18 protein-coding genes are annotated in these 15,445 nt (G+C 65.0%); 2 read left to right on the top strand and 16 right to left on the bottom strand.

From position 1 onward, the window contains the following. The first annotated feature begins 18 nt into the window (after positions 1–18). Positions 19–159 carry a P-loop NTPase fold protein gene (locus PHD22_RS06105; RefSeq protein ID WP_299863775.1) on the top strand — a complete coding sequence of 47 codons (141 nt, stop codon included), beginning with the start codon at positions 19–21 and terminating at the stop codon, positions 157–159. A gap of 184 nt (positions 160–343) precedes the next feature. Here PHD22_RS06105 and ychF read toward each other — a convergent pair whose 3' ends face one another. The 5 genes from ychF to PHD22_RS06080 form a co-directional block, all read right to left on the bottom strand. After that, the gene (gene ychF / locus PHD22_RS06100) at positions 344–1,435 is read right to left on the bottom strand and encodes a redox-regulated ATPase YchF (RefSeq protein WP_299863772.1); all 1,092 of its coding nucleotides are present in this window, start codon (positions 1,433–1,435) and stop codon (positions 344–346) included. A gap of 97 nt (positions 1,436–1,532) precedes the next feature. Further along, the gene (locus tag PHD22_RS06095; protein ID WP_299863769.1) at positions 1,533–2,726 is read right to left on the bottom strand and encodes an acetylornithine transaminase; all 1,194 of its coding nucleotides are present in this window, start codon (positions 2,724–2,726) and stop codon (positions 1,533–1,535) included. A 120-nt stretch (positions 2,727–2,846) separates the two neighbouring features. After that, on the bottom strand, positions 2,847–3,350 hold the full coding sequence (locus PHD22_RS06090) for a disulfide bond formation protein B (protein ID WP_299863766.1): 504 nt from the start codon (positions 3,348–3,350) through the stop codon (positions 2,847–2,849). An 80-nt stretch (positions 3,351–3,430) separates the two neighbouring features. Next, the gene (gene argB / locus PHD22_RS06085; RefSeq protein ID WP_299863763.1) at positions 3,431–4,330 is read right to left on the bottom strand and encodes an acetylglutamate kinase; all 900 of its coding nucleotides are present in this window, start codon (positions 4,328–4,330) and stop codon (positions 3,431–3,433) included. A gap of 117 nt (positions 4,331–4,447) precedes the next feature. Further along, complete coding sequence (locus PHD22_RS06080) at positions 4,448–4,870, bottom strand: Hsp20/alpha crystallin family protein (protein WP_299863761.1); 423 nt, start codon at positions 4,868–4,870, stop codon at positions 4,448–4,450. Positions 4,871–5,003: 133 nt separating this feature from the next. Between PHD22_RS06080 and PHD22_RS06075 the strand changes: the two genes are divergently transcribed. Next, on the top strand, positions 5,004–5,219 hold the full coding sequence (locus tag PHD22_RS06075; RefSeq protein ID WP_299863759.1) for a cysteine-rich CWC family protein: 216 nt from the start codon (positions 5,004–5,006) through the stop codon (positions 5,217–5,219). Here the strand turns inward: PHD22_RS06075 and nudB are convergent. From nudB to PHD22_RS06020, 11 genes are all read right to left on the bottom strand, one after another. Further along, positions 5,203–5,658: a dihydroneopterin triphosphate diphosphatase gene (nudB, locus tag PHD22_RS06070; RefSeq protein WP_299863756.1), complete on the bottom strand. Its 456-nt coding sequence runs from the start codon at positions 5,656–5,658 to the stop codon at positions 5,203–5,205. The genes PHD22_RS06075 and nudB overlap by 17 nt on opposite strands. Further along, on the bottom strand, positions 5,655–6,098 hold the full coding sequence (locus tag PHD22_RS06065) for a barstar family protein (RefSeq protein WP_299863754.1): 444 nt from the start codon (positions 6,096–6,098) through the stop codon (positions 5,655–5,657). The genes nudB and PHD22_RS06065 overlap by 4 nt, the downstream gene beginning before the upstream one ends. Before the next feature lie 2 nt (positions 6,099–6,100). Then, entirely contained in the window at positions 6,101–6,472 is a 372-nt protein-coding gene (locus PHD22_RS06060; RefSeq protein WP_299863751.1) for a ribonuclease domain-containing protein, read from the bottom strand. Positions 6,473–6,539: 67 nt separating this feature from the next. Then, positions 6,540–8,177, bottom strand: coding sequence for a tetratricopeptide repeat-containing response regulator (locus tag PHD22_RS06055; protein ID WP_299863748.1), 1,638 nt, complete (start codon positions 8,175–8,177; stop codon positions 6,540–6,542). A 154-nt stretch (positions 8,178–8,331) separates the two neighbouring features. Then, positions 8,332–10,128: an aspartate--tRNA ligase gene (gene aspS, locus PHD22_RS06050; RefSeq protein WP_299863745.1), complete on the bottom strand. Its 1,797-nt coding sequence runs from the start codon at positions 10,126–10,128 to the stop codon at positions 8,332–8,334. A gap of 53 nt (positions 10,129–10,181) precedes the next feature. Further along, a complete protein-coding gene (locus PHD22_RS06045; RefSeq protein ID WP_299863742.1) occupies positions 10,182–10,817 on the bottom strand; it encodes a DUF502 domain-containing protein in 636 nt (211 codons plus the stop codon). 26 nt (positions 10,818–10,843) lie between these two features. Continuing rightward, the gene (locus PHD22_RS06040) at positions 10,844–11,107 is read right to left on the bottom strand and encodes a zinc ribbon domain-containing protein (RefSeq protein WP_299863739.1); all 264 of its coding nucleotides are present in this window, start codon (positions 11,105–11,107) and stop codon (positions 10,844–10,846) included. Between the two features lie 126 nt (positions 11,108–11,233). Next, positions 11,234–12,073, bottom strand: a complete 840-nt coding sequence (locus PHD22_RS06035; RefSeq protein ID WP_299863736.1) for an A24 family peptidase — start codon at positions 12,071–12,073, stop codon at positions 11,234–11,236. Positions 12,074–12,092: 19 nt separating this feature from the next. Next, positions 12,093–13,334 (bottom strand): type II secretion system F family protein, encoded by a 1,242-nt coding sequence (locus PHD22_RS06030; RefSeq protein ID WP_299863733.1) that lies wholly within the window; start codon positions 13,332–13,334, stop codon positions 12,093–12,095. Between the two features lie 26 nt (positions 13,335–13,360). Then, on the bottom strand, positions 13,361–15,076 hold the full coding sequence (gene pilB / locus PHD22_RS06025) for a type IV-A pilus assembly ATPase PilB (RefSeq protein ID WP_299863731.1): 1,716 nt from the start codon (positions 15,074–15,076) through the stop codon (positions 13,361–13,363). Between the two features lie 89 nt (positions 15,077–15,165). Further along, positions 15,166–15,445: transporter associated domain-containing protein (locus PHD22_RS06020; protein ID WP_299863729.1), on the bottom strand; the 280-nt coding region annotated here is incomplete at its 5' end.

The raw sequence follows: 15,445 nt of genomic DNA, 5'->3' as shown, positions 1-15,445 counted from the left end.
GCTTGTCAGGGAGAGAACATGTGGCATGACAACGAAACAACCACGGACTACTTGAATTTCGGCGTCGTTGCGGATGCCTGCGCAAAGCTTCTGCAGCAGGCCAACGGTCAGCCCATTTCCATTGGCGTATCCGGCGGCTGGGGCGTTGGGAAATCCTGATTGGTACGCATGGTCGCTTCACGGCTGAACGTAAGCGTTAAGCCTGGAGCGTGATTGCAGGCTATTTTCCGATGTTGTAGAGGTCGGAACGAAGCGGATTGGCCGCGAAGTGGGTCTTCCACAGCCGGGGGTGAGCAGATTGCACCTGCAAGCAGATGCAATCGCCTGAAACGGCTTGCTCGAATCACACGTTGAACAGGAAGTTCAGAACATCTCCGTCCTGGACCACGTAGTCCTTGCCTTCGGAGCGCATCTTGCCGGCTTCCTTGGCGCCGGCTTCGCCCTTGTACTTGATGAAGTCGTCGAAGGAGATGGTCTGGGCGCGGATGAAGCCGCGCTCGAAGTCGGTGTGGATCACGCCGGCGGCCTGGGGGGCGGTGTCGCCCACGTGGATGGTCCAGGCGCGGACTTCCTTGACGCCGGCGGTGAAGTAGGTCTGCAGGCCGAGGAGCTGGTAGCCGGCGCGGATCAGGCGGTTGAGGCCGGGCTCCTCGAGGCCCAGGTCGGCCAGGAAGGCCAGCTTGTCCTCGTCGTCGAGGTCGGCCAGCTCGGCTTCGATCTTGGCGCACAGGGCCACCACCGGGGCGCCTTCCTTGGCGGCGTGCTCGCGCAGGCGGTCGAGGTAGGGGTTGTTCTCGAAGCCGTCTTCCGTCACGTTGCCCACGTACATGGCCGGCTTGAGGGTCATCAGGCACAGGGGCTTGAGGATCAGCTTCTCGTCGTCGGACAGTTTCATGGTGCGCGCCGGCTGGCCCTCGTTGAGGTGGGGCAGCAGCTTTTCGAGGATGGCGACGAGCTTCTGCGCGTCCTTGTCGCCGGAGCGGGCCTTCTTGTTCTCCCGGTGGATGGCCTTCTCGACGGCGGCCATGTCAGCCAGGGCGAGTTCGGTGACGATGGTCTCGATGTCGGCCAGCGGGTCCACCTTGCCGTTCACGTGGATGACGTTTTCGTCCTCGAAGCAGCGCACCACGTTGACGATGGCGTCGGTCTCGCGGATGTTGGCGAGGAACTGGTTGCCCAGGCCTTCGCCCTTGGAGGCGCCGGCGACCAGGCCGGCGATGTCCACGAATTCGACGATGGCCGGCTGCACCTTCTGCGGGTTGACGATCCCGGACAGGGCGTCGAGGCGCGGGTCGGGTACTTCGACGATGCCCACGTTGGGCTCGATGGTGCAGAAGGGATAGTTCTCGGCGGCGATGCCGGCCTTGGTGAGGGCATTGAAGAGGGTCGATTTGCCGACGTTGGGCAGGCCGACGATGCCGCATTGGAGAGCCATGGTGTTCCTTTGGTGAGCGGTGACGTCCGGCTGGAGGCCGGAAAGCCGGTCATTGTAAACCGGCTTCCGGTGTATCCCAAGGGTGGCGCGACCAGGCTCAGCTTCCGCGGGTGCTCCGCAGCAGCTCATCCAGCAGGGCGATCATCTGATCGATTTCGCCTTCGGTGACGGTCAGCGCCGGCATGAAGCGCAGGAGGTTGGGGCGGGGAGCGTTGAGCAGCAAGCCCTGGGGGGCATGTTCCAGGGCGGCCTTGACCAGGGCCGGTCCCCGGTCCGTGTCCAGGATCAGGGCGCGCAGCAGGCCGGAGCCCCGCTCGCCCTGCAGGCGGTGCTGAATGACCAGGCGCGACAGGGCCGCTGCCAGATAACGGCCTTTCCCCTCCACGGACTCCAGGAACCCGGGAGAGAGCAGGCGGCGCAGCACGGCCACGCCGACCGCCGCCATCAGGGGATTGCCGTTATAGGTGCCTCCCTGGTCTCCAGGTGCGAAGCAGCAGATCTCTTCCCGGGCGAGCAGGGCCGAGAGGGGAACGCCACCGCCGATCCCCTTGCCGAGGGTCATGATGTCCGGCTCGATCCCCGCGTGCTGGTGGGCAAACAGCCGGCCCGTGCGGCCCATGCCGGTCTGGACCTCGTCCACGATCAGCAGGATGCCATGCGCGTGGGTGAGGGCCCGCAGGGACTGGAGGAAATCGGCTTCGGCAGGAATCACCCCGCCTTCTCCCTGGATGGGCTCGAGCATCACGGCGACGGTGTCCGGTCCGATCAGGGCCTTGACCGAGTCCAGGTCGTTGAGGCGCGCCTTCGGGAAGCCCGGGACCTGAGGGGCGAACAGGGTGTCCCAGCCGGGCTTGCCGGAGGCAGACATGGTGGCCAGGGTGCGGCCGTGAAAGCTGTGCTCGAAGGTGATGATCTCGTAGGCGCCGCCCTTGTGGATCTGTCCCCACTTGCGGGCCAGCTTGATGGCGCCTTCATTGGCTTCCGCTCCGGTGTTGGCCAGGAAGACCCGGTCGAAGACCGAGTGGCTGGTCAGCAGACCGGCCAGTTCGATCATCGCTTCGTTGTAGAAGGCCGGGCTGGGGTTGATCAGGACTCGGGCCTGGCGGGACAGGGCCTCCACGATTTCCGGCGGGCAGTGGCCAAGGCAGTTGACTGCCCACCCCTGGACGAAGTCCAGATAGGTCTTGCCCTGGTCGTCGTGCAGCCAGGACCCTTCTCCACGTAGAAAAACCAGGTCCGGCCGGTGGGTGATGGTCATGAGAGACCGGGTGTCCAGCTCGCCATGCGGCATGGTGTGCTCCCTTGTCAAAAGGGAAGCATGGTAGCGCCCGGCCGCCCTGTGGGGGAGTCTGTAAAAAAAGCTTCACCTGTCGCGGACCTGCAGCAGGCTCCTGCAGATCCCGGGGCCGTTTCAGTGGGTCTTGTCCTTGCGCTGCAGCAGAAAGCCAAGCAAGGCTGCCAGCGTGACGGCAAAGGTCACGAAGGACCAGTTGGCAATGGACAGGCCGAGGAGGCGCCAGTCCACGATGGAGCAGTCACCCGCTCCCCGGAAGATCATGGGCAGGGCCGCGGCGAGGGGAAAACTGTCGAGCATGTACTCCAGGCCCGGACCGCACTCCGAAACCGCCGGGGGAAACCATTGCAGCCACGACTGGCGGGCGGCAACCCCGGCACCGGCCAGGGCCGCCAGGGCCAGCAGGGCTCCGTAGGCGTTCTGCCCGTTCCGGCCCGGGTTGTGCAGTCCCGCGACCAGCCCGATCAGGCCGCAGGCGGCCATGGCGTAGCGCTGCATGATGCACATGGGGCAGGGCTCGATGCCCTTCACGTGCTGCAGGTACAGCCCGAAGGCGAGCAGCCCGAAGCACACGGCGAACAGGGCCAGGCCGAGAAAGCGGAAGGGGATTCGGGAGAGCATGAAGGCAGGGAAAGTGGCAGGGATGAAGAGTGGAGTGGATTCCGCAGGAACGGTTCCCCCTCCACCTCGTGCGGCAGGTGTTACTTGCTCTTGATCATCGTGCCGACGCCGTGGTCGGTGAGGATTTCCAGGAGCAGGCAGTGCTCGACGCGGCCGTCGATGATATGCACGCTCTTCACCCCGTTGCGGGCTGCATCGAGGGCCGAACCGATCTTGGGCAGCATTCCGCCGGACAGGGTGCCGTCGGCCACCAGCTCGTCGATCTCGCGGGGGGTCAGGCCGGTGAGGAGCTTGCCGGCCTTGTCGAGCACGCCCGGGGTGTTGGTCAGCAGGACCAGCTTTTCGGCCTTGAGGATCTCGGCCAGCTTGCCGGCCACCACATCGGCGTTGATGTTGTAGCTTTCGCCATCCTCACCCACGCCGATGGGGGCGATCACCGGAATGAAGTCGCCCTGATCAAGGAAGGCGATCAGGCTCGGGTCGATCTGGGTGATGTCGCCGACCTGGCCGATGTCGATCAGGTCACCCGGAACATCCTTGTTCTCCATCTTGAGCTTCTGGGCACGGATGAAGTTGGAGTCCTTGCCGGTCAGGCCCACGGCCTTGCCCCCCGCCTGGTTGATCAGGCTGACGATTTCCTTGTTCACCTGGCCACCCAGAACCATCTCGACCAGCTCCATGGTTTCCGCGTCGGTGACGCGCATGCCCTGGATGAACTCGCCCTTCTTGCCGACACGGGTCAGCATGTTCTCGATCTGCGGGCCGCCGCCGTGGACCACCACCGGGTTGAAGCCGACGAGCTTGAGCAGCACCACATCGTGGGCGAAGCAGGCCTTCAGATGGGGGTCGGTCATGGCGTTGCCGCCGTACTTGATGACCAGGGTCTTGTCCTGGAAGCGCCGGATATAGGGGAGGGCTTCCGCGATGATGGAGGCCTTCAGGGCCGGGGAAAGCTTGGAGGTGTCGATCTGCTCGCTCATGATGGTCGCCGGGCTGTTGTTTGAAATCAGCCCCGATTGTAATGAGCCAACATGAAAACCAGAAGCGGGAAGCCGTAGCGTCCCGCCTGGGTGGATTTCAGGATGGTGCCGTGAGGCTCATTCGATGACCAGCTTCTTGGCGGTGGGGGCGATTTTCTTGGGCAGGGTCAGCTCCAGAACGCCGTCGGTGAAGCGGGCGCTGGCGCGGGACTCGTCCACATCCTGGCCCAGCTGGAAGCTCCGGGAGACCTGACCGAAGTAGCGCTCGGTCCGCAGCACGCGCTCGTCTTCCTTCACCTCCCGGCTTTGCTTGCGTTCGGCGCTGATCGACACCACCGGGCCGTCGATATGGACGTGGATGTCCTCCTTGTCGATGCCGGGCAGCTCCGCGTGAACCTGATAGGCTTCCGGACCCTCCTTCACGTCCACCCGCATCTGGGGGGCTTCGGTCTGGGCAGGTGCGCCGCCGTATTCCACCGGGCGTACGAAGAAGCCACGGAAAAAGTCGTCCAGCGGGTCACGGCGAGTGAGGTTGCTCATGAGTTTTCTCCTTTGCGTTCGTCGGCAGCAGGGCTGGAAGCCCCTCCTGCTATCTATATAGGGTCTGTTTCGGGAGGCTTCAAGAGGGGTGTGGCGGGTTACACTGACCCGCCACACCCCATGAGGAGCCCGCATGAGTCAATGCCTGCCTGTTGAGACCCCGACCAATGTCTGCCCGGCCTGCGGGGCGGCGTTCACCTGCGGCATGAACGCCGGTGCTGATTCGTGCTGGTGTGCCAGTCTGCCGCCGGTTTTTGCGGTACCGGAAGCCGGGGCGGGCCAGTGCTATTGCCCGGGCTGCCTGAAGGCGAAGATTGCCGAGGCGGAGGGCCTCAGGCCGCAGGGGTGACGCGCCGGGCCAGCAGGTGCAGGGCATCCCGGTTGGTCCATGAAAAGACCTTCCCTGCGGCGGCATGCCAGGGCAGCCACTCGCAGCGGGTGTGCTCGTCGGGGGTCAGGCGCACGGGCACCGGGCTGTCCACGCACAGGCTGAAGACGTGTTCGGTGTTGAAGGTGACGTCCGGGGCGTAGCGGTGCCGCCATTGGGGGGAGATCACGAAGCGGTTGCTGAGCCGCCAGTCGACCAGGTGCTCGGGCGCCGCGTGGATCCCGGTCTCCTCGCCCACCTCGCGGAGGGCCGTGGCGGTCAGGGTCTCCTCGCCCTCGCGGCTGCCGGTGACCGACTGCCACAGGCCAGGCTGCCCGGCCCGCTCCATCACCAGCACCTCCAGGGCTGGCGTGTGGATCACCACCAGCACCGAAACCGGCTGTTTCCAGGCGCTGCTCACGCGGGGTCCTGCAGCCAGGGCAGGGTGCCCTCCGCCGTTCCCACCAGGGTCCACAGGGGGACGCCGTCGTCCCGCCAGGTGTCGGCGGCTTCCTGGAAAATCTCCAGGGCGGTGGCGAAGTCGGCAGGGCAGGCCCGGGCAAAGTCATCGGCGTTTTCAAGCACGATCACATAGCCGTCGGCGGGCATCCAGGACAGGTCGCTCAGGCAGTCGGCCAGCGCGTCCCAGTTGTGCCCGTACCAGTCCGGAAAATCAAGGGCCGTGCCGACGGCGGCCAGAAAGCCGGCCTTGTCGGTGATCCGGGCCAGATTGACCCGGTGCAGGGGGTAGTCGAGGCTTTCGGCCGCCTCGTCGAGGGCCATGTCCATCGCAAAGGGCATGTGGTGGAGCCCGGCCTTTTCGGCCCGGGGCAGCAGGGTGTGGAACTCGGGGGGATTCATGTTCAGTCCTGGATGCGCCGGAAACTCTCGTAGTGGTCTTCGGTGTAGTAATAGATCACCGGAGGGCTACCGCCGCTCACGATGCGGCGAGCGCCCCGGTCGCGGGCGCCAGGGGTGCGCACCGTGTATTCCCGGTAATACCCCCGGGCGGCCTCGGGCAGGCGCTTCTCCCGGTTCTGAAAGGTGATGCCGTCCCGGCGGTGGGGAAACGGGCCGCCCTGGCGGATCAGGGCGAGGGTTTCCCGGGCTTCGGGCGGCAGGGCCGCTGCAGCGACCGTCTCGCCCTTGCGCCAGGGCAGAAAATCCCAGGCCTGGGATGTGCCGGCGCTCAGCAGCAGGAGGAGGGTAAGCAGACGGAGGCAGCGGGAAAGCATGGCAGCAGAGGGGGCTGAAGAAGGCGCAGCACCGGAGTGTATCAGCCCGCCAGCCCGCGGGCAGCGCTCACAGGGCGCCGTGGCCCGCGCCGGGCTGGATGCCGTATTTCTTCAGGAGGTTGTAATAGTAGGTGGTCAGGGCCGGCAGGCGGGCATTGCCCGGATCCTGGGCGCGGGCCCGTTCCATCAGGGTTCGGGCCTGTTCGGCGAAGCGGTCGTTCCAGCCGCAATGTTCGATGTACTTGAGCAGGGCCAGGGTGGCATTGAACAGCACATGAACGTTGCCCGGCATCTTGCGCACGGCCGACAGCATGAACTGGACCGCGCCCTCGAAGTCGCCATCCTGGGCCTTGCGCGCCCCTTCAGCGACCAGATCCTTCACCTCCCCGTCCATCCGGGCGGTGAGCACATCGCACAGGTCGGCCTTGCCGGCCTCCCGGAGGATGCTCCTGGAGCTTTCCAGGGTGCGGTCGTCGGCCGCATTGCGCATGATGTCCAGGACCACCTCGGTGCCGGCGTCTTCCATTTTGGTGGCGAAGCAGGCCTTGGCCAGCTCCTTTTTCAGGGACAAGGACAGGTTGCTGCTGGCCACGCTGTCCGTGGTCAGGGCCTTCAGCGCTTCACCGGCCTTTTCGGCGTCGCCTTTTTTCAGATGCAGCATGGCGCTGGACAGGCTGGCGCAGGAGCGGGTCTTGTCCAGCCCGGTCATCGAGCGCTCCAGATCCCGGATGGTGGCTTCCGCCTGGGTCATGTCTCCCTTGGCCAGCTGGGCCTGAACCAGCAGCACATGGTCTTCCGGGTCGCGGAAGTCTGAATATTTGCCCTTGCGTACCACTTCGGACAGCAGCTTCTCGGCCCCTTCGTGATCGCCCGTCTGCAGGGACAGCTCCCCCAGACGACGCAGGCGGCCCACCCGGTGGGGGGACAGGAGCGCGGCACTGCTCAGGATGCTCTTCGCCGACTCCAGTTCCCCGGCGGCTTCCCGGGTGCGGGCCAGCCAGTCGTAGGCGTCCACGAACAGATCGCTTTCCTTGACCAGGCTCTCCAGCAGCTCCTCGGCTGTGGAGAAGCGGCGCTGCATGTACAGGCTCTTGGCCAGGCCCAGCCGGGCCCAGGGAATGCTGCGGGTGGCGAGGATTTTCTCGTAGAGGTGCTGGGCTTCGTCGGCATGGCCGCTGGCCACATGGAGTTCGGCCCGCAGCCGGATGAAGTCCATGGACCACTGGGGGTGGGCTTCTTGTGCCTGGAGGCAGGAGCTGATGGCGTCGGGGATGTTGCCCAGCTCGATCAGCTTGTAGGTGGGAAGGAAGGCTTCCCGCTTGTCCAGGGCCCGTTCGATGCGGTCATGCAGGGTGTCGGCGGCGAAGGGCTTGAGAATGTAGTCGTTGGGAGCCAGTTCGGCTGCGCCCACCACCCGCTCGTACTTGCGCTCCCCGGTCACCATGATGAACAGGGTGGACAGGGGAATGATGTTGTTGTGGCGCAGATCCTCAAGCAGGTGCTGGCCGTCCTGGCCATCCCCGATGTGGTATTCGCAGAGGATCACGTCGAAGCGCATTTCCCGCAGCTTGCGTACGGCAACCCCTGCGGTGACGGCAAACTGGACCTTGCTGATGCCGCTCATGTTGAGCATGTTGCGCAGCTGGGTACGCATGCCCGGATTGGCTTCGATGATGAGGGTGGAGATGCTGTTCAGATCAATCACGGGCGCAGGACTTCAAAGGCGGAGGGGACACTCTGGGCAACGGCTCAGGGGGGCCATACTTGAGTATTAAAATTGCCATTAATGGCAGTTTTTCATAAATAAAAAGGGCGAACGGCCTGGCCGTTCGCCCCTGGATCGTCGCCGCTGGGGTGGGTCAGGCGTTCGGAGCGTCTGTCCCCTTCTGGGTCGTGCGCAGGCGGATGTGCAGTTCACGCAGCTGCTTCTCGTCCACCGGCGACGGCGCGTCGGTGAGCAGGCACTGGGCGCGCTGGGTTTTCGGGAAGGCGATCACGTCACGGATGGATTCGGCGCCGGTCATCATGGTGACGATGCGGTCGAGGCCAAAGGCCAGGCCGCCATGGGGGGGGGCGCCGTATTTGAGGGCGTCGAGCAGGAAGCCGAACTTGGCCTGTTGCTCTTCCGGCCCGATGTTGAGGGCGGAGAACACCTTCTCCTGCATCTCGGCCCGGTGGATACGCACCGAGCCACCGCCGATTTCCCAGCCGTTGAGGGCCAGGTCGTAGGCCTTGGCCAGGCACTTGCCCGGATCGGTGGTGAGCAGTTCGACGTGCTCGTCCTTGGGGCTGGTGAAGGGGTGGTGGCAGGCGGTCCAGCGCTTGTCTTCCTCGTCGTATTCGAACATCGGGAAGTCCACAACCCACAGGGGCTCCCAGGCCTTGCCGTTGACGTAGCCCTTCTCGTGGCCGAGCTTGGTGCGCAGCGCGCCGAGGGCGTCGTTGACGACCTTGGTCTTGTCGGCGCCGAAGAAGATCAGGTCGCCGGACTGGGCGCCAGTGCGCTCAAGGATGGTGCGCAGGGCGGTTTCATGGAGGTTCTTGACGATCGGCGACTGGAGGCCGGTTTCATTGACCTGGGTGACGTCGTTGACCTTGATGTAGGCGAGGCCGCGGGCGCCGTAGATGCCCACGAACTTGGTGTATTCGTCGATCTCGCCGCGGGACAGGCTGGCACCGCCGGGCACGCGCATGGCGGCCACCCGGCCGCCGGAGGTGGCCGGGCCGGAGAAGACCTTGAAAGCCACGTCGGCAACGGCGTCGGTGACATCGGTGAGCTCGAGGGTGACGCGCAGGTCGGGCTTGTCGGAGCCGAAGCGGCTCATCGCCTCGGCATAGCTCATGCGCGGGAAGGGGTTGGGCAGCTCGACGGACAGCACTTCCTGGAAGATCGTGCGGATCATCTCTTCCATCAGGGCGGTGATCTGCTCTTCGGTCAGGAAGGAGGTCTCGATATCGACCTGGGTGAATTCGGGCTGGCGGTCGGCGCGCAGGTCTTCGTCACGGAAGCACTTGACGATCTGGTAGTAGCGGTCGTAACCGGCCACCATCAGCATCTGCTTGAAGAGCTGGGGCGACTGGGGCAGGGCAAAGAACTGGCCATCGTGCACGCGGGACGGCACCAGGTAATCCCGGGCGCCTTCCGGGGTGCTCCGGGTGAGCATGGGGGTCTCGATGTCGATGAAGCCCTGGGCATCGAGGAAGCGGCGGAAGGCCATCGCCGTCTTGTAGCGCAGCATCATGTTCTTCTGCATCTGCGGACGACGCAGGTCGATGACGCGGTGGGTGAGGCGGGTGGTCTCGGAGAGGTTTTCCTCGTCGAGCTGGAAGGGCGGCGTGGCCGAGGTGTTGAGGACTTCGATCTCGTGGCACAGCACCTCGATCTCCCCCGACACCAGACCGGTGTTTTCGGTGCCGGCCGGGCGGCGGCGCACCTTGCCGGTGATCTTCAGGACGAACTCGCTGCGGATCGATTCGGCCACCGAGAACATGTCGGCCCGGTCCGGATCGCACACCACCTGGACCAGACCCTCCCGGTCGCGCAGGTCGATGAAGATCACGCCGCCATGGTCGCGACGACGGTGAACCCAGCCGCACAGGGTGACGATCTGGTCGAGGTAGGCGGTGTTAACAAGACCGCAGTATTGAGTTCGCATGGTGAGTCACTATTCCTGGAAAAAGCGGAACACGGCGGAGGCTGCAGCCGTGTTTATCGATGCAGAAGGGCGGGTGTCGGTTCGGCGGGGCGGGTCCGGCCCGGAACGGGTGCCACGACACCCATGGAAATGATGTACTTGAGCGCTTCGTCCACGCTCATCTCCAGTTCCAGCACATCCTTGCGGGGCAGCATCAGGAAGAAGCCGGAGGTGGGATTGGGGGTGGTCGGCACGTACACGCTGACGAAGTCGGGACCCAGATGGCGGGCGGCGTCGCCGCCGGGCGCACCGGTCTGGAAGGCAATCGTCCAGCTCCCCTCCCGGGGGTACTGCACCAGCAGGGCCTTGCGGAAGGCCTGACCGTTACTGGACAGCAGGGTGTCGGAAACCTGCTTGACGCTGTAATAGATGGATTTGACCACCGGAATACGCGAGAGCAGGCTTTCCCAGAAGCGCACCAGACGCTGCCCCACGAAGTTGGCCGCGGCCAGACCGGTGAGCAGGATCAGGAGCAGGGACACCAGCACGCCGATGCCCGGGATGTGGAAGCCGAAAAAGGCCTCCGGCCTGAGGGTGGCCGGAGCCAGCAGCAGGACCTGGTCGAGGGTGTTGATGATCCAGGCCAGCACCACGAAGGTGATGACGAGGGGAATCCAGATCAGCAGTCCGGTGACAAAGTATTTTTTCATTCAGCGGGAGTGGCGCGTGGCACCTTTTAGTGACACGCACAACTGCCGCTGCAGGCGCCGGAGGCGGGCGCTTCGGAGGGGCTGGCGGGTTTCGTACTGGAAGCGCTGCTGCCCTTGAAGTCGGTAGCGTACCAGCCGCTTCCCTTGAGCTGGAAGCCGGCGGCAGAGAGCTGCTTGGCATAGCTTTCGCTGCCACAGGCGGGGCAGGTGGTCAGTGCGGGATCGCTCATCTTCTGGAGATGGTCTTTCTGGTGGCCGCAGGCATTGCAGCGATACTCGTAGATGGGCATGGCGAGCTCCGGACAAAATTGGGATCGGGGCGAAGTTTAGCGCATCGCAACAGCGGGCGAAACAACGCTGCTCGCTCCCAGATGGGGGCAGGGAGGGGGCTTTCAAGGGTGGGCGGTGGAAAGCGCTCAGAGCAGCCCCAGGTAAGCCTCTGACAGGGAAGGGCCCCAGTACAGGGCGAGCAGGCCGGCCGCGGCCAGGTAGGGCCCGAAGGGAATGGGGGTTTCCCGGCCGTGACGCCGGAAGACAATCAGCGCGATGCCCACCACGGCCCCCACCACCGAGGAGAGCAGGATGGTCAGGGGCAGCATCGACCAGCCGAGCCAGGCCCCGATGGCGGCCAGCAGCTTGAAGTCGCCGTACCCCATCCCCTCCTTGCCGGTGACCAGCTTGAACAGCCAGAACACCGTCCACAGGATCAGGTAGCCGGCGGCCGCGCCCACCACCGCGCTGGGCAGGTCAGTGAAGGTGCCGCCCAGGTTGAGCAGCAGCCCCAGCCAGAGCAGGGGCTGGGTGATGCTGTCGGGCAGGAGCTGGGTGTCCAGGTCGATGAAGCACAGGGCGATCATGGCCCACACGAAGATCAGGCCCGCCGCTGCCGCCAGCCCGTAGCCGAAGTGCACGGCCGTGAAGCCTGAGAGGGCGGCACAGAGCAGCTCCACCATGGGATAGCGGACACTGATCGGGGCGCTGCAGTGGCGGCAGCGGCCCCCCAGGGCCAGGTAGCTCACCAGCGGGATGTTCTCGATGACGCCGATCGGGTGAGCGCAGTGGGGACAGCGGGAGCGGGGCACGGCCAGGTTGAAGCGCTCGCCGCCCTGTGCTTCGGTTTCCCCCCGCAGGGCGGCCGCTTCCGCCTGCCACTCCCGCTCCATCATGACGGGAAGGCGGTGGATGACCACGTTGAGAAAACTGCCCACGAACAGGCCGAGGAGGGCGCAGAGCGCAGCAAAAAGGACGATATCCATCTGAAACGGGGCTCCGGGCTCAGCTGACCACAGCGCCAAGCTTGAAGATCGGCAGGTACATGGCCACCACCAGGCCACCGATCACCACGCCCAGGAAAACCATGATCAGGGGCTCCAGCAGCTGGCTGAGGCCGGCCACCGCGTCGTCCACTTCCCGTTCGAAGAAGTCGGCCACCTTGCTGAGCATGGAGTCCAGCTGGCCGGACTCCTCGCCGATGGACACCATCTGGACCACCATGGTGGGGAAGACCTGGGCGTTCTGCATGGCCACGGTCAGGCTGCTGCCCGTGCTGACCTCAGACTGGATCTGGCGGGTCGCGTTCTTGTAGACCACGTTGCCGGCCGCGCCGCCGACCGAGTCGAGTGCTTCGACCAGGGGCACGCCGGCAGCGAACATGGTGGACAGGGTCCGCGTCCAGCGGGCGATGGTGGCCTTGCGGATCACCTCTCCGAGCACCGGGAGCTGGAGCACCATCCGGTCCAGGGCGGCCTGCATCGGAACCGAGCGCTGGTAGGTGTAGCTGATCCCGATCACCGTACCGGCGATGATCGCCACCCCCAGGTACCAGTAGGCGATGAAGAAGTCGGACACTGCGATGACGACCATGGTGGGGGCCGGCAGGTCTGCGCCGAAGGAGGCGAACACCTTCTTGAACTCGGGCACCACGAACAGCATCATCACCGCCACCACCAGCGCGGCCACCACCACCACCGCAATGGGGTAGAACATGGCCGACTTGATCTTCGACTTGATGGCGAGGATCTTTTCCTTGTAGGTGGCCAGCCGGTCGAGCAGGGAGTCCAGGATGCCGGCCTGCTCGCCGGCGGCGACCAGGTTGCAGTAGAGGGCGTCGAAGTACTGGGGATGGCGGCGGAAGGCCTGGGACAGGCTGCTCCCGGTCTCCACGCTGGCCCGGACATCATTGAGCATGCGGGCGAGGGAGGGGTTGCCACAGCCTTTGATCGCGATGTCGAAGGACTGCAGCAGGGGCACCCCGGAGCGCATCATCGTGGACAGCTGGCGGGTGAACAGGGAGACATCCTTGTCGGTGATCTTGCGACCGCCCCGAAAGCTCTGCTTGCGGACCTTGTGGGTCAGGATGCCCTGACGCCGCATGACGGTCTGGACCACCATCGGTGTGGCCGCCCGCATCTCGCCGCGGACGATCTTGCCGGTCTTGTCCTTGCCCTCCCAGACAAACATGTATTCCTTGGCGGCGCCCGCCTTGGGAGTGGGTTTCTTGGTGCTTGGTGTGGCCATGGGTTTCTGGATTCCGCGTGAAGCCGTCAGTCGTTCGTGCAGGCAAGAACTTCCGTCAGCGAGGTGACGCCCTGCTTCACCTTCAGCAAGCCGGACTGGCGCAGATCCCTGACGCCCTCGATCTGGGCCTGGGCTGCGATGTCCATCGAATTGCCGTTTGTCATGATTATACGAGCGATCTCCTCGGAGATCGGCATCACCTGGTAAATGCCCAGGCGTCCCTTGTAGCCACTGCCCTTGCAGCGCTCGCAGCCCTTGGGCCCGTAGGGTTGCCAGCTTCCGTCCAGATCCTCGTCGCGAAAGCCGGCACTCTGCAGGGCCTCGATCGGGATGTCCACCGGCTGCTTGCAGGAACACAGGCGCCGGGCCAGGCGCTGGGCGGTGATCATGATCACCGAGGATGCAATATTGAACGGCGCCACGCCCATGTTCTTGAGGCGCTCCAGGGTGGAGGGCGCGTCGTTGGTGTGCAGGGTTGACAGCACCAGGTGGCCGGTCTGGGCGGCCTTGACCGAGATTTCGGCGGTTTCCAGGTCGCGGATTTCACCCACCATGATCACGTCCGGATCCTGGCGCAGGAAGGCGCGCAGGGCGCTGGCGAAGGTGAGGCCGGCTTTCTCGTTGACGTTCACCTGGTTGATGCCGGGCAGATTGATTTCTGCCGGATCTTCGGCGGTGCTGATATTGACGCCGGGCTTGTTGAGCAGGTTGAGGCAGGTGTACAGGGAAACGGTCTTGCCGCTCCCGGTGGGGCCGGTGACCAGGATCATCCCGTAAGGGCGGGTGACCGCCTCCATCAAGGTGGCCTTCTGGTCGGGCTCGTAGCCCAGGGCGTCCACCCCGAGCATCGCCGAGGAGGGGTCCAGGATACGCATCACGATCTTCTCGCCGTGCAGCGTGGGCAGGGTGGATACCCGGAAATCGATGGCCTTGCTTTTGGACAGCACCAGCTTCATCCGGCCATCCTGGGGGATCCGCTTCTCCGAGATGTCGAGGCGCGAGATGACCTTGATGCGGGCAGCGATCTTTTCCTTGAGCACCAGAGGGGGCTGGGCGATTTCCCGCAGGATGCCGTCAGTGCGAAAGCGGATCCGGTAATACTTTTCGTAGGGCTCGAAGTGGACGTCCGAGGCGCCATCGTTGATCGCATCGATCAGCAGCTTCTGGATGAAGCGCACCACGGGGGCGTCATCCACGTCGCTGGCGGCATCCTCGGTCTGATCCTGGCTGGGGGTTTCCTCCTGCCCCAGCAGGTTCATGTCGAAGTCGTCCCCGGTCAGGTCGCGGAGGGTGGTTTCCGCCGACTCGGACAACTGCTCCATCAGGGCCGCCAGTTTGGGGGCCTCGACCACCACCGGATCCACGCTCAGGCCCGTCTGGAAACGGATCTCGTCGAGGATGCGCAGGTTGGACGGGTCGGCCATGGCCAGGGCCAGCCGGTTGCCCCGGCGGTTCAGGGCGACCACCTGGTGCTTCTGCATCAGCTTGCGGTCCACCGCCTCCACGGCCAGGTAGCGGGTGTCGTAGGCCGCCAGGTCGAGTACCGGCGTGCCAAAGGTGTCGCCTGCAAAGCGGGCAATCTCGGCCGCGTTCATCAACCCCCGGTTGATCACCTCGAAGATGAAGTCGTTGGGGTTGCTGGACGGGCGGGTGCAGTCGACGGCTTCGGCCTCGAGGAGTTTGCCGTGCTGCACGAAGGCGCGGGCGAGGCCGCTCAGGGCGACTTGGGCGTTTGCGGACATGCCTCTGCGATCAGTGGAAGGACTGCCTGGGAATGGCGTCGATCATGCCGCCCGCCGTTGCCCTTGTAAAGCCGGGGCGCATGGGCGGGTCAGTGGGAAGCCCGGGGGCGGAAGATCCGGGCGTTCTTGATGCGGCGATCTTCAGCCTGGACCACCTCGATGGCGACCCCCGCGATCTTCACCGAAACACCCGACTCGGGGATGTCCTGCAGGTGCTCGAGGATCAGCCCGTTGAGCGTCTTGGGGCCATCGATGGGCAGGTTCAGGCCCAGTTTCCGGTTGAGGGCCCGGATGTGCTGGCTGCCATCGGTGACCACCGAGCCGTCCGCACGCCACTCGAGCTTGCTGGCTCCGTCGGGCGTGCTGGTG

It is taken from the genome of Zoogloea sp., assembly GCF_028693495.1.
GTDB lineage: Bacteria > Pseudomonadota > Gammaproteobacteria > Burkholderiales > Rhodocyclaceae > Zoogloea.
This window is presented reverse-complemented; position numbering and strand designations above follow the sequence as displayed.

Excerpts from the sequence above, each read along its gene's own strand:
- PHD22_RS06105 (WP_299863775.1), top strand. The coding sequence starts at position 19 with ATGTGGCATGACAACGAAACAACCACGGACTACTTGAATTTCGGCGTC.
- ychF (WP_299863772.1), bottom strand. The coding sequence starts at position 1,435 with ATGGCTCTCCAATGCGGCATCGTCGGCCTGCCCAACGTCGGCAAATCG.
- PHD22_RS06095 (WP_299863769.1), bottom strand. The coding sequence starts at position 2,726 with ATGCCGCATGGCGAGCTGGACACCCGGTCTCTCATGACCATCACCCAC.
- PHD22_RS06090 (WP_299863766.1), bottom strand. The coding sequence starts at position 3,350 with ATGCTCTCCCGAATCCCCTTCCGCTTTCTCGGCCTGGCCCTGTTCGCC.
- argB (WP_299863763.1), bottom strand. The coding sequence starts at position 4,330 with ATGAGCGAGCAGATCGACACCTCCAAGCTTTCCCCGGCCCTGAAGGCC.
- PHD22_RS06080 (WP_299863761.1), bottom strand. The coding sequence starts at position 4,870 with ATGAGCAACCTCACTCGCCGTGACCCGCTGGACGACTTTTTCCGTGGC.
- PHD22_RS06075 (WP_299863759.1), top strand. The coding sequence starts at position 5,004 with ATGAGTCAATGCCTGCCTGTTGAGACCCCGACCAATGTCTGCCCGGCC.
- PHD22_RS06065 (WP_299863754.1), bottom strand. The coding sequence starts at position 6,098 with ATGAATCCCCCCGAGTTCCACACCCTGCTGCCCCGGGCCGAAAAGGCC.
- PHD22_RS06060 (WP_299863751.1), bottom strand. The coding sequence starts at position 6,472 with ATGCTTTCCCGCTGCCTCCGTCTGCTTACCCTCCTCCTGCTGCTGAGC.
- aspS (WP_299863745.1), bottom strand. The coding sequence starts at position 10,128 with ATGCGAACTCAATACTGCGGTCTTGTTAACACCGCCTACCTCGACCAG.
- PHD22_RS06045 (WP_299863742.1), bottom strand. The coding sequence starts at position 10,817 with ATGAAAAAATACTTTGTCACCGGACTGCTGATCTGGATTCCCCTCGTC.
- PHD22_RS06040 (WP_299863739.1), bottom strand. The coding sequence starts at position 11,107 with ATGCCCATCTACGAGTATCGCTGCAATGCCTGCGGCCACCAGAAAGAC.
- PHD22_RS06035 (WP_299863736.1), bottom strand. The coding sequence starts at position 12,073 with ATGGATATCGTCCTTTTTGCTGCGCTCTGCGCCCTCCTCGGCCTGTTC.
- PHD22_RS06030 (WP_299863733.1), bottom strand. The coding sequence starts at position 13,334 with ATGGCCACACCAAGCACCAAGAAACCCACTCCCAAGGCGGGCGCCGCC.
- pilB (WP_299863731.1), bottom strand. The coding sequence starts at position 15,076 with ATGTCCGCAAACGCCCAAGTCGCCCTGAGCGGCCTCGCCCGCGCCTTC.